This window comes from Candidatus Poribacteria bacterium (assembly GCA_021162805.1).
GTDB lineage: Bacteria > Poribacteria > WGA-4E > B28-G17 > B28-G17 > JAGGXZ01.
The window spans coordinates 1-16,409 of sequence record JAGGXZ010000098.1 but is presented as its reverse complement, the minus strand read 5'-3'; the positions used below and the strand labels follow the sequence as shown (position 1 = coordinate 16,409).

The following is a 16,409-nucleotide window of genomic DNA, read 5'->3' as shown; positions in this document are numbered from 1 at the left end:
TTGAGCGTCAGAATCACCATCTTTTTCACCCCCTTTCGTTTGGAGTTAGGAAAGTGGAGGGGGGAATATTTCCCCCTGCCCCTTCAGGTATTATAATACTTTCAGCCTTTTGTGTTTGACAATACCAGGAAGAAAGATAGGGATGAGAAGATGAAAAGATTTGATTCTTTTTCGGCCTTTGGTGCCGGGAGGGGAGATTTTACCCTTATCAAAGCGTTGAAAAGCCCTGCGAACGATAGCGCGCTCTTGACATGTCTGGGGGAATGGAGTATACTATGTGGTGATCCTTCTTAGAAAATAAAGGAGGTTGATGATGAGGATATTCACGGCATGCATAGCGACCTGTTTCATGTTGTCCTTTTTCGCCCTTGCGGGCGCGGAGGAGATTAATGCGGCACAGGTAGATACATACCTCGTGCCTATGAGGGGAGACGTTGAGATCAATATCGACGCCAACCTCAGCGAGTGGGATAACCATCCCAGAGTTCTCGTCATGGGAGAGGATACCTGGGAACCCTTAGGCGGCAATTGGGATGGGCCAGATGATCTGACGGCAAGACTACGGGTCCTTTACGACGAAAACAATCTCTATTTCGCCCTTCAGGTGGCCGACAACCAGTATGCTCCCAAGGGAAGTGGACATCCCTGGGAGGATGAGGGAGTGCAGATCGCCATCGACACATCGGCGGGCAAGATCGATCCGGGTTGGCCCAACAAAACCACCTATCTGTATAACTTCGCCGTTGATGACGGATGGCAGAAGGAAGCAGGGCCGTTCATGGGCGATGCGATAATCGAGATGAAACGGGATGAGGCGACAAAACAGACGATTTATGAGTGGCAGATGCCCTCTGATATCGTCAAATCCACGGAGGGAGGGGTTAAATTCAAGCCCGGCATGGAGATCGCATTCGCCATCATCGTCAACGACAGCGATGAGGACGCCATAGGGCAAACCGGTTGGGTTGGTTGGGGTAACCACACGATCGTTTTCGGCAAAAACCCTGAGGAGATGAAGACGCTCGTGCTGGGCGGTGAGCCCATGGCCGTGAATCCTGCCGATAAACTTGCTACGTCGTGGGGCAAGATCAAGAAGATCCGTTGATAAACGATTCATGGGGTGGGCATCAGCCCGCCCCGCTGACATTCTAAGGGGGATAAGCGATGAGGGTGTTTATAGCATGGATAGCAGTCTGCTTTATGTTGTCCCTTCCCATTCTTGCTGGCGCCGTGGAGGAGCTAAACGCCGCCGAGGTGGATACATACCTCGTGCCTATGAGGGGAAGCGCGGAGATCAAGATCGATGCCAACTTCGACGACTGGAAGCTGCATCCCAGGGTCCTCGTCATGGGGAAAGACACGTGGGAACCATGGCAGGGCGGCAAGCGCACGGGAGATGACGACCTGCTGGCTAAGCTTCGGGTTCTCTATGACGAGGATAACCTCTATTTCGCCCTCGAGGTAACCGACGACCAGTATCTCCCTAAAGGAAGCGGAAACCCGTGGGAGGATGACGGGATACAGATCGCCATCGACACATCGGCGGGCAAGATCGATCCAGGTTGGCCTAATCAAACTACATATCTTTATAACTTCGCCGTAGATGATGGGTGGCAGAAGGAGACGGGCCCGTTTATGGGGGACGCGATAATCGAGATGAAACGGGATGAGGCGGCGAAGCAGACGCTTTATGAGTGGCAGATGCCATCCGACATCGTTAAGTTTAAAGCCAGCCCGCCCAAGTTTGAACCCGGCATGAAGATCGCCTTCGCCATCATCGCCAACGATAGCGATAAGGGCGAGGTGGGACAATGTGGCTGGGTTGGCTGGGGCAACCACACGATCGTTTTCGGCAAAAACCCTGAGGAGATGAAGACGCTCGTGTTGGATGATAAACCCATGGCCGTGAATCCCGCCGACAAACTGGCCACGTCATGGGGCAAGATCAAAGAGATCCGCTGACGGATCAGGGGGCGGGATTTAACCCGCCCTACCGATCCTCTCCTTTTATCGCCTCTATCTGCGATGGATCTCGGACGATGATCTCAGGATACCTATACCTCCCCTTTTTATAAAATTCCACTCTTCCCGTGACCCTGATCCTCTTATTGAGGTAGTATTCTTCAGGCTCTATCCCCATCTTCTGGAACTTCTTCACGGTGTCTGAGAAGATGACAACCGTGAAATGCTTGTGGTATTCCTTCGCCTTTGAGTCGAGGAAGCTCGTTCCTGATTTCCTGGACTTGAAGGTCCTCTCCACCTTAAACCGAACAGCACAGATCTTGTAGAGATACTTCTTGAGATTGTTCTCCAGCTCCTCAACCGTTATATCGGGTATCCTCCACCAGAGCCCCAGCTCCTCCTCTTTGGCTTCCCTTTGCAGCATCTCAAACTGATCGGCATACTTGACGTTTGGGGGTATGATCATGAAGGTGGCGTATCCCTGTGACAGGAATATTGCGTTGACCATAGAGAGTTTGAGCGGATCGAGGTAGACATAGGCGAGCAGGCGGTCGTATTTATCCTTCCGCTGCTTATCGAATTCCAGCCATACCGTTTTCCCCTCGACGAGCGCCTTGTTATACTCAAAGGCCTCCTCTGCGAAAGGCTCGCCCGGTTCCCCGTCTTTACCCCTTTCGGGGGCATCTATTCCGAGGTATCTCACCATTCTTTCTCCCCTTTCGCCTTCCACCGTGACGACTATGGTATCGCCGTCGATCACCCGCACGACATGACATTTCAGGAGCTCCTCATCACCCCTTGATGAGAGCAGAAGTCCGCCGATCGCCGCCAGGAGGATGAGAAACACGGAGGGTATCAGCCATTTCCTGCGCATCACCTTACCCCCATAAGTTTTAACACTTCATCATGGATCAACCCGTTTGAGGCCAGGAAAGGCATCTCGGCACCGCACAGGAGGGGTGATCGGTCGGGAATGGGAAAGTAAGCTCGGCCGTTATGATCTGTAAACCTGCCTCCTGCCTCTTGTAGTATCAACGCCGCCGCTGCAACGTCCCAGAGATGTGTCTTAACGTCCAGACATCCATCCCATATCCCCATCGCCACGTGACATATATGCAGCGCCGCGCTGCCTAAGCTTCTGCATTTGCCCAAATAGGCCATGAACGACGGGAGGGACGCTATGACGTCGGCTGAGACGCCGAAGAGTGAGACTGAGGAAAGCGACCTTCGGGAATTGACGCCTATCCGATCGCCGTTGAGGAACGCCCCCTGACCCTCAATGGCATATATCATCCATTCGCGGTTCGGATCGTAAACGACGCCCAGTACAGGCGAGCCTCTATGTAGCAGGGAGATCGAGACGGAGAATATAGGCATTCCCGAGGCGTAGTTGCTCGTCCCATCCAATGGATCGACCGCCCATAGATATTCCACATCCCCGCCTCGTCCATTTCGGGAGAGGCCGAACTCCTCACCCAGGATCACATGATCGGGGAAAGCGGATTTTATCCCCGAGGCTATCAGCTCCTCGGACCGTTTGTCGGCCTCCGTCACGATATCACCGATACCCTTGAACTGTATGCAATTCACGTTCCCGAAATATCTCATCAGAAGCTCGCCGGAATCGCGGGCGAGGGAGATAGCCTTATCAAGGGCATCCTGTAAATCCAATCGCTCACCTCCTTTTGCTCCGATTCTATGCGAACCCATGGAGATTATACCGGAGGTGAAATGGAGTGTCAATTTACATCTCAGAGGCCCCTTGTGCTATAATAGTGTGAAACCCAAGTTTCCGTTATTCGTATCATATCTCCGATCCTGGGGAGGTTGTAGTTTGGATCAGATTACCGACTCGGCCTGGGCTGAAAGGGTTAAACTAGGAGATCAGGCCGCTTTTAAGCTGCTTTTCAGAAAGCATGCCGGATGGGTTTATAACAAGGCTTACAGGATGCTGAAAAACCATGAGGATGCCGAGGAGGTCTGTCAGGACGTCTTCATGAAGGTCTGGACGAAGATAAATCTATGGGACCCGAAACAGGGTTCGTTTCAAACCTGGTTGAACGAGATCGCCAAAAATACCATCATAGATGCGTTGCGTAAAAGACGACGGGATAAGGAAAAACCGATGAGATGGGTGGACGAGGAAAAAAGGGTAACCCTGCTTGACCTGATGCCCGATCCCAGACCATCCCCGGATAAAGAGGTCGAAAACAGGGAAGCATATGAGCTGATCGAAGAGGCGCTGCTAGAAGTCAGACGAGACGAACACCGAATCGCCTGGGTTCTGAGGCATATAGAGGGGTTGGGGATATCTGAGATCGCAAAGATAATGAACCGAAAGGAAAACACGATTAAGGTCTGGATCTTCCGATGCTCAGCCGAACTGAGGCGCCTCCTCAGGGCTAAAGGGGTTGAGCTTTAAACGGAGGTTTGGCATGAGTGATGAGCTTGATAGAGCTGAGCTGCTCGAAGCGTACGCGGCTTCGATGAGAGGGGAGAAAGTCCCCAGACGATACAAGAAGCTCCTATCATCCCCCCCTGACGAGGAGATAGAGGGGATGTTGAGACTGCTGAGATTCGTCAGGGAGAACTTCAGGGAATCCGAGTTCACGGCTCCTAGACCCGGAGCCCTTGACAGGATTGAGAGGGCGATCCTCGGATCGATCGGAGCGGAGGAAAGCGATCGCGAGATGCCCATGGATTTAGCTCTAACCCCGGCATACAGCAGAGAGCCGCATGGAAGCGATAGCGAGTTGGTCCAGCGGGATTACGATTACGACGGTGAGGAGAGACAAGCGGTGGCGGTTAAGCTCAAGATCATCTATCATGAGGGGACAAAGGAGATACGATCCGTGGAAATACCGCTCTCAGGTGAAACGGAGATCATCATCGGCAGGGGGCGTGAGGTGGATATCAGAATATCGGACCCATCCAGAAGGCTCTCCAGAAAGCATGCCGCACTTCGATTCGAGGACGGAAAGCTCATGATACTCGATCTTAATAGCACAAACGGGACTTTTCTTAACGGCAGGAGGGTGGAGAAGGCTTCGATATCCGAAGGTGACGTGATAAGGATGGGCGGCATTAGAATCGAGGTGATCGAGATATGAACCCCCATGAGATATTCATGGAGGCGTTCAGGCTTAAAAGCCGGGACGATCTAGCGGGCGCTTTAAGGCTTTATATGAGAGTGATCGAACTCGATCCGAACTGCGCCGGGGCCTATCTCAACGCCGGGGCGATCCTTTTCATAATGAGGAGATATCCCGATGCCGTAAAGTTTTATAGAAGAGGATTGGAACTTTCCCCGAAGAACCTGCCCGCTCTACTTGATGCAGCTAAAGCCTGCGAGATGATCGGAGAGTGGGACGAAGCGCTGAGATATCTGAATGAAGCGCTTTCGATCGATCCCTCCTCAGAGGTGGCGTTGAGGAGAAAAGAGCGGATTCTCAAGGAGAAAAAAGCCTTTGAGGTTTTAGAAGGACATGTGGACGAGCTAGATCGATTCTTGGAGAGGCTCAGGCGAGAATTCAGCGAGAGGTTCGGCATCGAGCTGCCACGAGCTGAGGTTAGGATCGTAGGGGAGAAACCGCCGCAGATGCCGGAATGGTCGGCAGGGATGCTTGAGGGATATATAGGATTGGTCGTGCATGGGGAGTTCGATCCGGGCGTTACGGTCGCCGTCATCAGACATGAATACGCACATCTCGCCCTTAGATCCATCTGCGACGGGATTCCCCCCGGATGGATGGAGGAGGGCATAGCGGAGTTTCTCTCGGGAGTTTTCGCCGATCTCGATCGAGAAAGGCTCCGGGAGGCCGCCGTAAGAGGTAGGCTGATTCCGTTAAGGAGGCTTGAGGATTTAAGAAACTTGTCGGCTGAAAGGGTTCGTCTGGCATATGCCGAGGCCCGCTCGGCCGTCGAATATCTGATAGCGCTTCTGGATTGGAAGCCATTTCTGGAGCTGGTGAAAACCGCCGCCGTCAAAGGAGCGGATCGCTCCATAAGGGATCACCTAGGGATGAGCCTGGACGAGTTTGAAGGGGAGTGGATGAGATCCATCCTATCCTCCTCTCAACTCCGCCCGAAGGACCTCGAGGGTGACCTTCAGGGTGGCCGCTGCCGGTATGGCGATTATAAGCCCCAGAAATCCGAAGATCTTCGCGCTGACGAGAAGCACAAAGACGGTTGTTATCGGGCCTAAGTCCATGCTCTTACCGACGATCAACGGAAATAAGATCATGTTGTCTATAAACTGGAGGACGAAGAAGAGGATGATGGCCAGGATCAAAATGATCGGCTTGAAGTTCGGATCGACCAGGATCATGATACAGGCTGGAATGGCCCCCAGAACCGGCCCGACATAGGGGATCAGGTTCATCACGCCCGTTATCACCCCCAGTAATCCGTAAAACCTGACCCTCAACAGAGCAAGACCAAGCACGGCGATCGCTGATAACACTACCGTCTCAATCGCCCTTCCCCTTAGATAGCTTCCCAACTGCCTATCTATCTCATGTATCAGAACCAAGGTCGTCTCGAAGTATCTGTTTGGAACCATATCGATCAGCCTCTTCTTGAATCCTCTGCCGCTTATGAGCATGAAGAGAGAAAGAAAGGGCACGATGACAGCCATGGAAAGTATGGAGATAAAACTGCCCATAGAGGAGACCGCCGCTTGAAGGATGGGGGTTATCCTCTCAGTCAGTTTCAGCTTCGATATGAATTCCGAGACGGTATTGAAATCGATTCGATCTGTCAGCTGGGGAAATCGCTCCATCAGGCGATCGGAGAGCCCGGAAAGCTTGGCGTCAAGCTTCTTGGTGATATCAGGAATGCTGGCGGTAAGGTTTCGCACCTGCGCGGTGGCCCTGTTGACCACCACGAAGGTGGCTGAGCCTATCATGCCGAGTATCAGGATGGAGATGATGAATATAGCCACGCCCCTGTTGACGTTATGCCTTTCCAAAAGGTTGACCATCGGGCTGACTGTATAGGCTAGGAAGAAGGAGACCGTAAACAGCGCCAGTATCCTCCTAAGTATATAGAGGACCCCGATGATGAGAGCCAAGGCTATGATACCCGTGGCGACGGCTATAAACTGAAGCAGCCCTTCAGATCTTGAGCTCCACCTCTCCTCTCTCATCCCTTAACCTTTCAACTAATCTCTCATATTGTTCATTGGTCATGATCAGACGTTGAGCTATGATCCTTCCGAGCTGATAGAGCACCTTCGCGGCCAATCTCGGGTCCCTATCCATCAGGTCGAAAAGTTCGGGCCTGAAAAATCCTACAAGCTGACATCTGGTCGATGCTATAGCGGAGGCCGTTCTGGGGAGCTTATACAGCAGCCCAACCTCCCCGAAGAAATCACCCTCGCCAAACACGGCCAGAGTTATCTCCTCCCCCTGAGCAGATCGTCTGACGATCCTTACTTCTCCGCTCTTGATTATATACATACCGGCGGAGGATTGACCTTCCCGGAATATGGTCTCGTTCTCGTCGTAGATCCTCTGATATGCTATTTGTGCGATCTTTTTCAAATCCCTATCGCTGAGCTCAGCGAATATAGGCGTGCTTCTAAGCACCTCGATGATATCCTTCTCCCTCTCACTTCCACGTTTGGTGAGATTCGACCATACACCACTGAAATGCAGGCCTCTCATCTTCCGGCAAATCTCCTCAATTTCATAGCCTCGCTCCTGGTCATCCTCGCTTTGAGAAGAACGTGATTCTCCGAATATTCGCTTTTCAAGACCGTTCCATGTTCATGGACGTAATTTATGATCTTGCCGTCAGCGTATGAAAGCTTGAGGTTCAGCGTGATCTCGCTTCGAGCCATCTCATCGGCGAGGCGATTTTTAAGCTCCTCCAGCCCTATCCCCTTCAGCGCTGATATCTCTACGCTTTCGGGAAACTCGATTCTGAGCAGATCGAGCTGTGACTCATCCTTGATCCTGTCGATCTTATTAAAAACCATCAGCGTCGGTTTATCCCCGGCTCCGAGCTCCCCCAATACCTCCATAACGGCGTCTATCTGTTTCCTGGCCTGTGGATGGCTGGCATCCACCACGTGTATCAACAGATCGGCTTCCATAACTTCCTCAAGAGTTGCCTTAAAAGAGGCGATCAACAGATGAGGTAATTTCCTTATGAATCCGACGGTGTCGGTGATTAACATCTTTCTCTTACCCGGCAGGCGAACGAGTCTCGTGGTGGGATCGAGGGTGGCGAAGAGTTTATCCTCGGTGAACAGATGTTCATCTGCGAGCGCGTTCAAGAGGGTGGATTTTCCTGCGTTGGTATAACCCACCAGCGCAGCGGAGAAGATATCCTCCCTCCCTCCTCGTTGGATATGGCGTCGCTTCTCGACCTCCTTAAGCTCCCTTTTTAGCTGAGATATCCTGAGGCGGATGAGACGTCTGTCAAGCTGGAGCTGAGTCTCGCCGGGCCCTCTGGCTCCCACTCCGCCCACTCCTCCGCTCGGACCTGCTCCGACGATTCTGGAGAGATGTGACCACTGTCTTACCAGCCTGGGCATCATATATTGGAGCTGTGCCAGTTCAACCTCCAGCTTGGCTTCCTTAGTTCGAGCGCGTTGGGCGAAGATATCCAGTATGAGCGTTGTCCTGTCTATCACCTTTACCTGGAGCGCCTTCTCCAGATTCCTGGTCTGGGCGGGGGAGAGGTCATCGTCAAATATCACCACATCGGCCTCAAGCCCCTCCACCATCTGAGCTATCTCCTCCACCTTGCCCCTACCTATGAAATAGGTGGGATCGGGTCTGGAACGCGATTGTATAACCTGTCCGACGATCACAACTCCTGCCGTGTCAGCCAGTCGCTCCAACTCCTCCAGAAACTCCTCCACCTCCTCATATGTCCTGTCCTCCAATCTGACACCGACAAGTATACCCCTCTCAGCCTCTCTATCCGCCATTTTCGGTCGTTGCCTCCTCTTGTTCCATCTCCCGCGGTTCTGTTTCACGCTCAGTCTCAAGCTGGGGTTCCCCCTCGGGTTGAACCTTTGCTTCCTCTTTTTCCTCCCGGTAGAACCGCCTTTTAACCCGCTGCTCAAAGAACCCGTGGAAATTCCCGAGGATATAATCCAAACGCTCTTATTTCCCCCTAAGTGTAGCGGTTATCCATGAGGAGGAACGAGGAGATAAAAATCCTCGTTCCTCGCTCCTGGTTCCTCGTTCCTTTTTGCCCTAAGAGATAGGCACTTCTGACCTCTCGGATCTCTGCTACACTTAACGATAATATGAGCGAATCCAAACTGTCCTCCCTCCTCCTCACGAGAGGTCACCCTCTAAAGCTCATAGAGATCCTCCGTGCTCACCAGCTTAACGCCCGCCTTCTGAAGCAGATCTATCGTTTTATCCACCTCCTCCACCCTAAAGACCACAAGGGCGTTATCCCCGGATTTCTCGACGAACGCGTACATGTATTCGACGTTTATCCCCTCTGGAGCGAGTAACTGAAGTATTCCCGCCAATCCCCCAGGTCTATCCGGCACCTCAACACCCAGAACATCGGTCTGGGAAGCGGTGAAACCATTTTCCTTCAAGACATCGAGAGCTTTTTCGGGGTTATCCACGATGAGCCGCAGCACGCCGAAGTCGATCGTATCCGCCAACGATAGCGCCCTCAGGTTTATCCCCGCATCGCCTAAAAGTTTAGTCACCTCCGCCAGTCTTCCGACCTTGTTTTCCAGAAAGACGGATATCTGCTTAAGCTTCATTCCTCACCTCCTCAAAAGGTTCAGATCTTTCTCCTATCGATCACCCTTACGGCCTTCCCCTCACTACGCTGGATCGTTTTGGGTTCGACGAGGGTCACCTGGATGCTTAGTCCCAGCGTGCTCTCCAGCTCGTTCTGTATTTTCTTTTTCACCAGCTCGAGTTTTCTCACCTCATCCGAGAAGAGTCTTTCGTTCACCTCAACTTGGACCTCCAACACATCGAGTTGATTGACTCTGTCGACTATGATCTGATAGTGTGGCTCGGTCTCTTCGATTTCCATCAGGACGGACTCGATCTGAGATGGGAAGACGTTGACTCCGCGGATGATGAGCATATCATCCGATCTTCCCGTCACGCGCGCCATTCGGATATGAGTTCTGCCGCAGGGACAAGGCTCGGGTATCAGCTTCGTTATATCTCTGGTTCTGTATCTTATAAGCGGCATCGCCTTCTTGGTGATGCACGTAAGGACGAGTTCCCCCTCCTCGCCGTAGGGCAACCTCTCACCGGTTTCGGGGTTTATGATCTCGGGTATGAAATGGTCATCGAATATATGTAGACCGTTTTTGTACATGCATTCATTTGCCACTCCGGGGCCGATCACCTCGCTTAAACCGTAGATGTCGAGGGCATGAAGGCCGAGTCTCTTCTCGATCTGCTTCCTCATGTTCTCAGACCAAGGTTCCGCTCCGAAGAAACCGACCCTCAGATTCAGCTCCTTCAGATCTATCCCCATCTCCTCAGCCACCTCGGCGATATACAGGGCATAAGAGGGCGTACACGTCAGCACCGTCGAGCCGAAGTCCCGCATTATCATTATCTGTCTCTTGGTATTCCCCCCTGAGATCGGTATGACGGTTGCGCCGAGCTTCTCAGCTCCATAATGAATTCCAAGCCCCCCTGTGAAAAGCCCATATCCATATGCGTTCTGGATGATATCCCTCTCCGTCACCTCTCCACATCCCAGCGTTCTGGCCATCACCTCCGCCCAAACTTCGATATCGTTGCGGGTGTATCCCACGACTGTGGGCTTGCCGGTGGTGCCGGAAGATGCATGGATTCTAACCACCTGATCCATCGGCACCGCAAAGAGGCCGAACGGATAGTTCTCCCGAAGGTCATCCTTGGTGGTGAAAGGGAGCTTTTCGAGATCATCGAGCGATTTGATATCCTCCGGTTTCAGCCCAATTTCGTCGAACTTTTTTCTGTAAAAGGGGATCTTCTCGTAACATCTCCTGACGGTCCGTTTTAGCCTTTCGAATTGGATCTCCTCCCGTTTGCTCCTAGGCATAGACTCAGCTTCGGGGTTCCACATCTTATCGTCATTACCTCCTTCCCAAGTGATAGGCGAACCTGCATGTATTAGGATACAACAGCTCTCACCTGACGTCAAGAGAAAACGGCCCTCTCTGGGATGCATGATAGTCTTGACACATCTCCGATCAGGTGATATCCTTTTTGCGAACTCCCCCATGAGGAGAAAGATGCAGATCGGAATTATCGGATTGCCGTATGTCGGCAAGACCACCCTGTTTAACGCCCTAACGGGGGCTGAGGCCGAGACGGGGCTTTACTCCGCCAAGAGAACGGCGAACATTGCTGCCGTTAAAGTCCCTGATGAAAGGCTCTATCTCCTCGGCGAGAAGGTCTTCCGTTCCAGGAAGATCACACCCGTCACAATAGAATACCTGGATTTCGTCGGGATAAGAGAGGGATCGGTCAGAAGCGGCGAACTTGATAGATCTTTGCTGGCTTCTCTGAGGAACGTCGACGGGATCGTCCACGTGGTCAGGACGTTTGAGGATGAATCCGTGCCGCACGTCGAGGGATCGATCGATCCAAGGAGGGATATCGAGATCGTAGATCTGGAGCTTACCTTTGCTGACCTGCAAGTGATAGAGAATAGGCTCTCATCACTTGCCAGGGAACTTCGGGTGAAAAAGGATCCTGAGCTTGAGTATGAGCGAGATCTGCTGGAGAGATGTCAACGATCGCTTGAGTTGGGCAGGGCGTTGAGAGAACTGGAGCTATCGTCGGAGGAGGAGAGAGCAATCAGAGGCTTTCAATTCCTGACGAGAAAACCGATGCTTATCCTGCTGAACGTCGGCGAGGATCAGATGGAGGAAGCGGAGGAACTGCTCGACTCGATACGCCGGTTTTCCGAGCGGCCGGGCAGAGCCGCCATCGCCCTGTGTGCTGAGCTGGAGATGGAGATCTCACAATTAGGAGAGGACGCCGAGGAGTTCCTCAAGGAAATGGGCCTCGAAGGATCAGCTCTTCAGAGGATGGTCAGAGCCTCATATGAACTGATGGATCTGGTAACCTTTTTCACCGGAGGTGATAAGGAGACACGGGCTTGGACCGCCCCAAAGGGCACTACAGCTCATCGTGCCGCCGGAATGATCCACTCCGACATGGAGAGGGGATTTATCAGGGCGGAGGTGATAAACTGGAGGGAACTGCTAGAGTGCGGTTCGTTCACCAAAGCGCGGGAGGAGGGCAAACTCAGGATCGAAGGTAAGGAGTACATCGTCCAGGACGGGGATGTCCTACATATAAGGTTTAACGTCTAGGATACAGGAGGAGGCAGATGCCAGAGCTTTTCGAGATATTGACCAAAGAGGAAATCGCTCCGAAAATCTACCGGATGGATATTTACGCTCCCGCCATAGCTCAAAAGCGAAAGGCGGGACAGTTCGTCATACTTAGGGTATATGAGAGAGGCGAGAGAATACCGCTGACCATCGTCGACTCCGATCCGGAGCAGGGAAGCGTGCTCTTGGTCTTCCAGGTGATGGGCAAGACCACGGCGATGCTTTCAGATATGGAGGTGGGCGAGAGATTGGCCGATTTCGTCGGCCCGCTCGGCTCACCCACACACATAGAGAACTACGGCACGGCGGTCTGTGTTGCCGGCGGTGTGGGAACGGCTGCAGCATATCCGATAGCAAAGGCCCTTAAGGAAGCGGGAAACCACCTCATCAGCATCGTCGGCGCAAGAACCAAGGATCTGCTCATCATGACGAAGGAGATGGAAGCCATCAGCGACAGACTGGAGCTGACCACCGACGACGGCAGCTACGGCTTCCACGGCTTCGTCACCGATAGGCTGAAGAAGATGATAGATGAGGAGAAAGTCCACGTGGATATGGTCCTCGCCGTCGGACCGGCCATTATGATGAAGGCCGTCTCAGATCTCACTAGGCCCTACGACATAAAGACCATCGTCAGCCTCAACCCGATCATGGTCGATGGAACGGGAATGTGCGGGATGTGCAGGGTGAGAGTGGGAGATGAGATCAAATTCGCCTGCGTTGACGGCCCGGAATTTGACGGTCACCTCGTCGATTTCGATGAGCTTATGAAACGGCAGAGGATGTTTGTCGAGCAGGAGAGAAGAGCTTATGAGGAATATCTCAAAAGCAAGCAAAGCAGATATGAGGAGGGTGTGCGATGACCACCAGAGAGAGGCTTAATATACCTCGCCAGCCGATGAAGGAACAACCTCCCAAAGAGAGGATTAAAAACTTCAACGAGGTCCCCCTGGGATACGACGAGAAAACGGCCATGCTTGAGGCCGAAAGATGTCTCCAGTGCAAGGTTCCCATGTGCGTCAAGGGATGTCCCGTCGAGGTGGACATACCGGCTTTCATCAAGCTCATCAGAGAGGGCAAGTTCATCGAGGCGGCCAGGAAGATCAAGGAGACCAACTCTCTGCCCGCCGTATGCGGCAGGGTCTGTCCCCAGGAAGATCAGTGCGAAAAGACCTGCGTGTTAGCTAAGAGGGGCAGATCGGTGGCGATCGGGAATCTGGAGCGGTTTGTCGCCGATTATGAGAGAGAGCACAACGCCGTAGAGATCCCCGATCTTCCTCCGCCCACAGGGATGAAGGTGGCTGTGGTTGGCTCTGGCCCCGCGGGGATAACCGCAGCGGGGGAATTGGCCAAAAGGGGGCATAAGGTCACTATATTTGAGGCGTTGCATGAGCCGGGCGGAGTGCTGATCTATGGTATCCCCGAATTCCGACTTCCTAAATCCATCCTCAAAGTTGAAATAGATTATGTCCGGGCCCTCGGCGTCGAGATAATCACCGACGCCCCCATAGGGAAGCTTTATACGATAGATGAGCTGTTCGAGATGGGATACGACGCCGTATTTTTGGGGGTGGGAGCCGGAACGCCGAATTTTCTGGGAATACCCGGCGAAAACCTCAACGGGGTTTTAACCGCCAACGAGTTCCTCACGAGGGTGAATCTGATGCGGGCGTATAGGTTCCCCGAATATGACACGCCGATATATGTGGGAAATAAGGTGGCGGTGATCGGAGGAGGAAACGTCGCGATGGACGCAGCCAGAACCGCCCTAAGGCTCGGCGCAGAGGAGGTCTCCATCGTCTACCGCCGATCCAGAGCCGAGATGCCCGCACGTGAGGAGGAGATACGGCATGGCGAGGAGGAGGGCGTGAAATTCAAGTTCCTCGCCAATCCGGTCCGCTTTATAGGCGATGAAAACGGATGGCTTAAAGGGATGGAATGCATCAGGATGAAGTTGGGCGAGCCGGATGAAAGCGGGAGGCGACGTCCTATCCCGATCGAGGGTTCTGAATTTGTCATGGACGTCGATATGGCTGTGATCGCCATAGGCACCTCGGCTCAGCCGCTTATCCGGATGACCACGCCCGACCTGGAGTTCAACGAACGGGGCTATATCGTCGTCGATCCTGAAACGGGAGCCACCTCCAAGGAGGGGGTCTATGCCGGTGGGGATATAGTCACCGGAGCGGCCACCGTGATCCTCGCCATGGGCGCCGGAAGACGGGCCGCGGCCGCCATACACGAGTATCTGATGAGAAAGAAAGCTCAACAGGAGAAATAAGGGGGATCATCCTAAGAGGATGAATTATTCTGTAGGAGGTTTTCATGGGGACGACCTTTGCGATCGTGAAGGTCAGGAACATAGTGGCGGGCTCCGAGGAGGTGGAACTGAGGGTTAAGGTGGACAGCAGCGCAACTATGTTGGTCATCCCTGGATGGCTTCAGGAGAAGCTGAAATTCCCCATTATCAGAAAACAACAGGTCAAGTATGCCGATGAAAGAACGGAGACCAGAGATGTGGTTTACGGCGTCGAGGTGAAGATTTGCGATCGAAAAGGCGTATTTGACGCCATCGTGGAGCCGGGAAAGGAGTATGGGCTTCTCGGAGCTACTGTGATGGAGGAGCTAGACCTTATCCTGGAGCCGAGGGAACTGAAGGTTTATCCGAACCCTCGATCACCTGATATCCCCATGGCCGAGATAGAATAGAAAATGGGAGGTGTCTAGTTGAAAAGGATAGGCGTTCTGACAGGAGGAGGAGACACAAGCGCCCTTAACGCCACCCTGAAGGGAATCGCCGTCCAGACCGAGGAATATGGGCTGGAGCTCCTCGGTTTCGTCGAAGGATGGAAAGGGGTGCTTGAGGGAAGATATGTGGTGCTTAAACCGGATATGATAGACGAGAACAGAGGGGGAACGCTGATCAAGACCTCCAGGACGGATCTGCGAAAGGTGGAGGGAGGAATCGAACAGGCGGTCGAAAACCTGAGGAAGATCGGCGTTGACGGGTTGATCCCCATAGGCGGCGACGACACGCTTACCGTCGGCGCTGCCCTCTCCCAGGAGTTCACCACCGCGTTTGTGACCAAAACGATAGACAACGATGTAGGCCGTAATGCCCCAGAGGGCGAGAGGGTGGATTATGAAGAAATAATCAACTACTTCTGCCCCGGTTTCCCCTCAGCGGCGGCCAGGTTTTCATCCTTCGTTCGCGATCTACATACGACCGCCTACTCCCATGAGAGAATAATGGTCGTCGAGGCGATGGGCAGGGACATGGGATGGCTGGCCCTTTCAGGGGAATACGGCGACGCCGATATCACGATCATACCGGAACATGGGTTGAACTATGAGAGGCTCAAGGATATAGTGGTTCGTAGGTTTAAGGAGCAGAGACATCTGATCATAGTCGTCGCCGAGGGATTGAAGGATGAGGAGGGAAGGTTGATAACCTCAAGCCCGGACTATATGGACGCCTTCGGACACGCCAAACCCGGAGGATGTTCCGAGGTGATAGCCAAGAGGTTGAAGGGGGATCTGGCGAAACAGCTTGGAACTTCGAACTTCAATCACGTCATCCCCTCTTATCTTCAGAGATGCGGCCCACCGATCGAGCTCGACAGGGACTGCGCCATCGCACTAGGTAGGAAGGCGGTCGAGGCGCTCTACAGAGGCAAGGTCAACCATGTGGCATGCACGCGGAGATGCGGGGATAGAATCGAAACCGTGCTTCTGAGCTTAGATGAGGTGCTGGAATTAGATGAAGAAGGTCATGTGATCCCGAGGAAGGTGGACGAGAGGTTCTACGATCCCGAAGAGATGAAGGCCACGCCTGAGGGAATCGAGTATTTCAAACCCTTGCTGGGGCCAAAGCCGACCTCCTACAGGTATCCCGAGCTCAGGGTTCAAACCGCCTGATCAAAATATCATCTATCGTTCCGTAGGGGCACGAAACCTTGTGCCCCATTGGCATCAATTTAAGCTTTACAAAAGGGGTCATCTCTGTTAAAGTAAGAGCAAATCCAAAAGAAGAGGTGACCCCATGGATAGGATATCTCAAATAGAAGAGAATAGCGGAAGCTGACAGGGAGTCACTTTGTCAATATCC

Annotated in this window: 16 protein-coding genes; 10 read left to right on the top strand and 6 right to left on the bottom strand. The window is 53.0% G+C overall.

Features of this window, described 5'->3' with window-relative positions; all coding sequences use genetic code 11:
• The first annotated feature begins 313 nt into the window (after positions 1 to 313).
• Together J7M22_07990 and J7M22_07985 are read left to right on the top strand one after the other, a co-directional pair.
• Complete coding sequence (locus J7M22_07990; GenBank protein ID MCD6506553.1) at positions 314 to 1,105, top strand: hypothetical protein; 792 nt, start codon at positions 314 to 316, stop codon at positions 1,103 to 1,105.
• 59 nt (positions 1,106 to 1,164) lie between these two features.
• A complete protein-coding gene (locus J7M22_07985; GenBank protein MCD6506552.1) occupies positions 1,165 to 1,962 on the top strand; it encodes a hypothetical protein in 798 nt (265 codons plus the stop codon).
• A 28-nt stretch (positions 1,963 to 1,990) separates the two neighbouring features.
• On the opposite strand, the gene J7M22_07980 is transcribed toward J7M22_07985, so the two are convergent.
• The gene (locus J7M22_07980; protein ID MCD6506551.1) at positions 1,991 to 2,836 is read right to left on the bottom strand and encodes a thermonuclease family protein; all 846 of its coding nucleotides are present in this window, start codon (positions 2,834 to 2,836) and stop codon (positions 1,991 to 1,993) included.
• Entirely contained in the window at positions 2,836 to 3,633 is a 798-nt protein-coding gene (locus J7M22_07975) for an inositol monophosphatase (GenBank protein ID MCD6506550.1), read from the bottom strand. Before J7M22_07975 ends, J7M22_07980 begins: the two co-directional genes overlap by 1 nt.
• Positions 3,634 to 3,796: 163 nt before the next feature.
• On the opposite strand from J7M22_07975, the gene J7M22_07970 reads away from it, so the two are divergent.
• From J7M22_07970 to J7M22_07960, 3 genes are read left to right on the top strand one after another with little or no spacing between them, the layout of a single operon-like run.
• Positions 3,797 to 4,384 (top strand): RNA polymerase sigma factor, encoded by a 588-nt coding sequence (locus tag J7M22_07970; GenBank protein ID MCD6506549.1) that lies wholly within the window; start codon positions 3,797 to 3,799, stop codon positions 4,382 to 4,384.
• Between the two features lie 13 nt (positions 4,385 to 4,397).
• Positions 4,398 to 5,072, top strand: a complete 675-nt coding sequence (locus tag J7M22_07965) for an FHA domain-containing protein (GenBank protein ID MCD6506548.1) — start codon at positions 4,398 to 4,400, stop codon at positions 5,070 to 5,072.
• A complete protein-coding gene (locus J7M22_07960; GenBank protein MCD6506547.1) occupies positions 5,069 to 6,166 on the top strand; it encodes a tetratricopeptide repeat protein in 1,098 nt (365 codons plus the stop codon). The genes J7M22_07965 and J7M22_07960 overlap by 4 nt, the downstream gene beginning before the upstream one ends.
• Positions 6,167 to 7,076: 910 nt before the next feature.
• Here J7M22_07960 and J7M22_07955 read toward each other — a convergent pair.
• From J7M22_07955 to J7M22_07940, 4 genes are all read right to left on the bottom strand, one after another.
• Positions 7,077 to 7,628 (bottom strand): cyclic nucleotide-binding domain-containing protein, encoded by a 552-nt coding sequence (locus J7M22_07955; GenBank protein MCD6506546.1) that lies wholly within the window; start codon positions 7,626 to 7,628, stop codon positions 7,077 to 7,079.
• Positions 7,625 to 8,902, bottom strand: a complete 1,278-nt coding sequence (gene hflX / locus J7M22_07950) for a GTPase HflX (protein ID MCD6506545.1) — start codon at positions 8,900 to 8,902, stop codon at positions 7,625 to 7,627. The genes J7M22_07955 and hflX overlap by 4 nt, the downstream gene beginning before the upstream one ends.
• A gap of 372 nt (positions 8,903 to 9,274) precedes the next feature.
• Complete coding sequence (locus J7M22_07945; protein ID MCD6506544.1) at positions 9,275 to 9,706, bottom strand: ACT domain-containing protein; 432 nt, start codon at positions 9,704 to 9,706, stop codon at positions 9,275 to 9,277.
• A 20-nt stretch (positions 9,707 to 9,726) separates the two neighbouring features.
• Positions 9,727 to 11,022 (bottom strand): phenylacetate--CoA ligase, encoded by a 1,296-nt coding sequence (locus J7M22_07940; protein MCD6506543.1) that lies wholly within the window; start codon positions 11,020 to 11,022, stop codon positions 9,727 to 9,729.
• A gap of 169 nt (positions 11,023 to 11,191) precedes the next feature.
• On the opposite strand from J7M22_07940, the gene ychF reads away from it, so the two are divergent.
• The 5 genes from ychF to J7M22_07915 are packed head-to-tail and all read left to right on the top strand — an operon-like array spanning position 11,192 to position 16,219.
• Positions 11,192 to 12,280 carry a redox-regulated ATPase YchF gene (gene ychF / locus J7M22_07935; GenBank protein MCD6506542.1) on the top strand — a complete coding sequence of 363 codons (1,089 nt, stop codon included), beginning with the start codon at positions 11,192 to 11,194 and terminating at the stop codon, positions 12,278 to 12,280.
• Between the two features lie 17 nt (positions 12,281 to 12,297).
• A complete protein-coding gene (locus tag J7M22_07930; GenBank protein ID MCD6506541.1) occupies positions 12,298 to 13,164 on the top strand; it encodes a sulfide/dihydroorotate dehydrogenase-like FAD/NAD-binding protein in 867 nt (288 codons plus the stop codon).
• Positions 13,161 to 14,582 (top strand): NADPH-dependent glutamate synthase, encoded by a 1,422-nt coding sequence (gltA, locus tag J7M22_07925; GenBank protein ID MCD6506540.1) that lies wholly within the window; start codon positions 13,161 to 13,163, stop codon positions 14,580 to 14,582. Before J7M22_07930 ends, gltA begins: the two co-directional genes overlap by 4 nt.
• A 44-nt stretch (positions 14,583 to 14,626) precedes the next feature.
• Positions 14,627 to 15,010, top strand: coding sequence for a hypothetical protein (locus J7M22_07920; GenBank protein ID MCD6506539.1), 384 nt, complete (start codon positions 14,627 to 14,629; stop codon positions 15,008 to 15,010).
• Positions 15,011 to 15,028: 18 nt separating this feature from the next.
• Positions 15,029 to 16,219, top strand: coding sequence for a 6-phosphofructokinase (locus tag J7M22_07915; GenBank protein MCD6506538.1), 1,191 nt, complete (start codon positions 15,029 to 15,031; stop codon positions 16,217 to 16,219).
• Positions 16,220 to 16,409 lie beyond the last annotated feature (190 nt).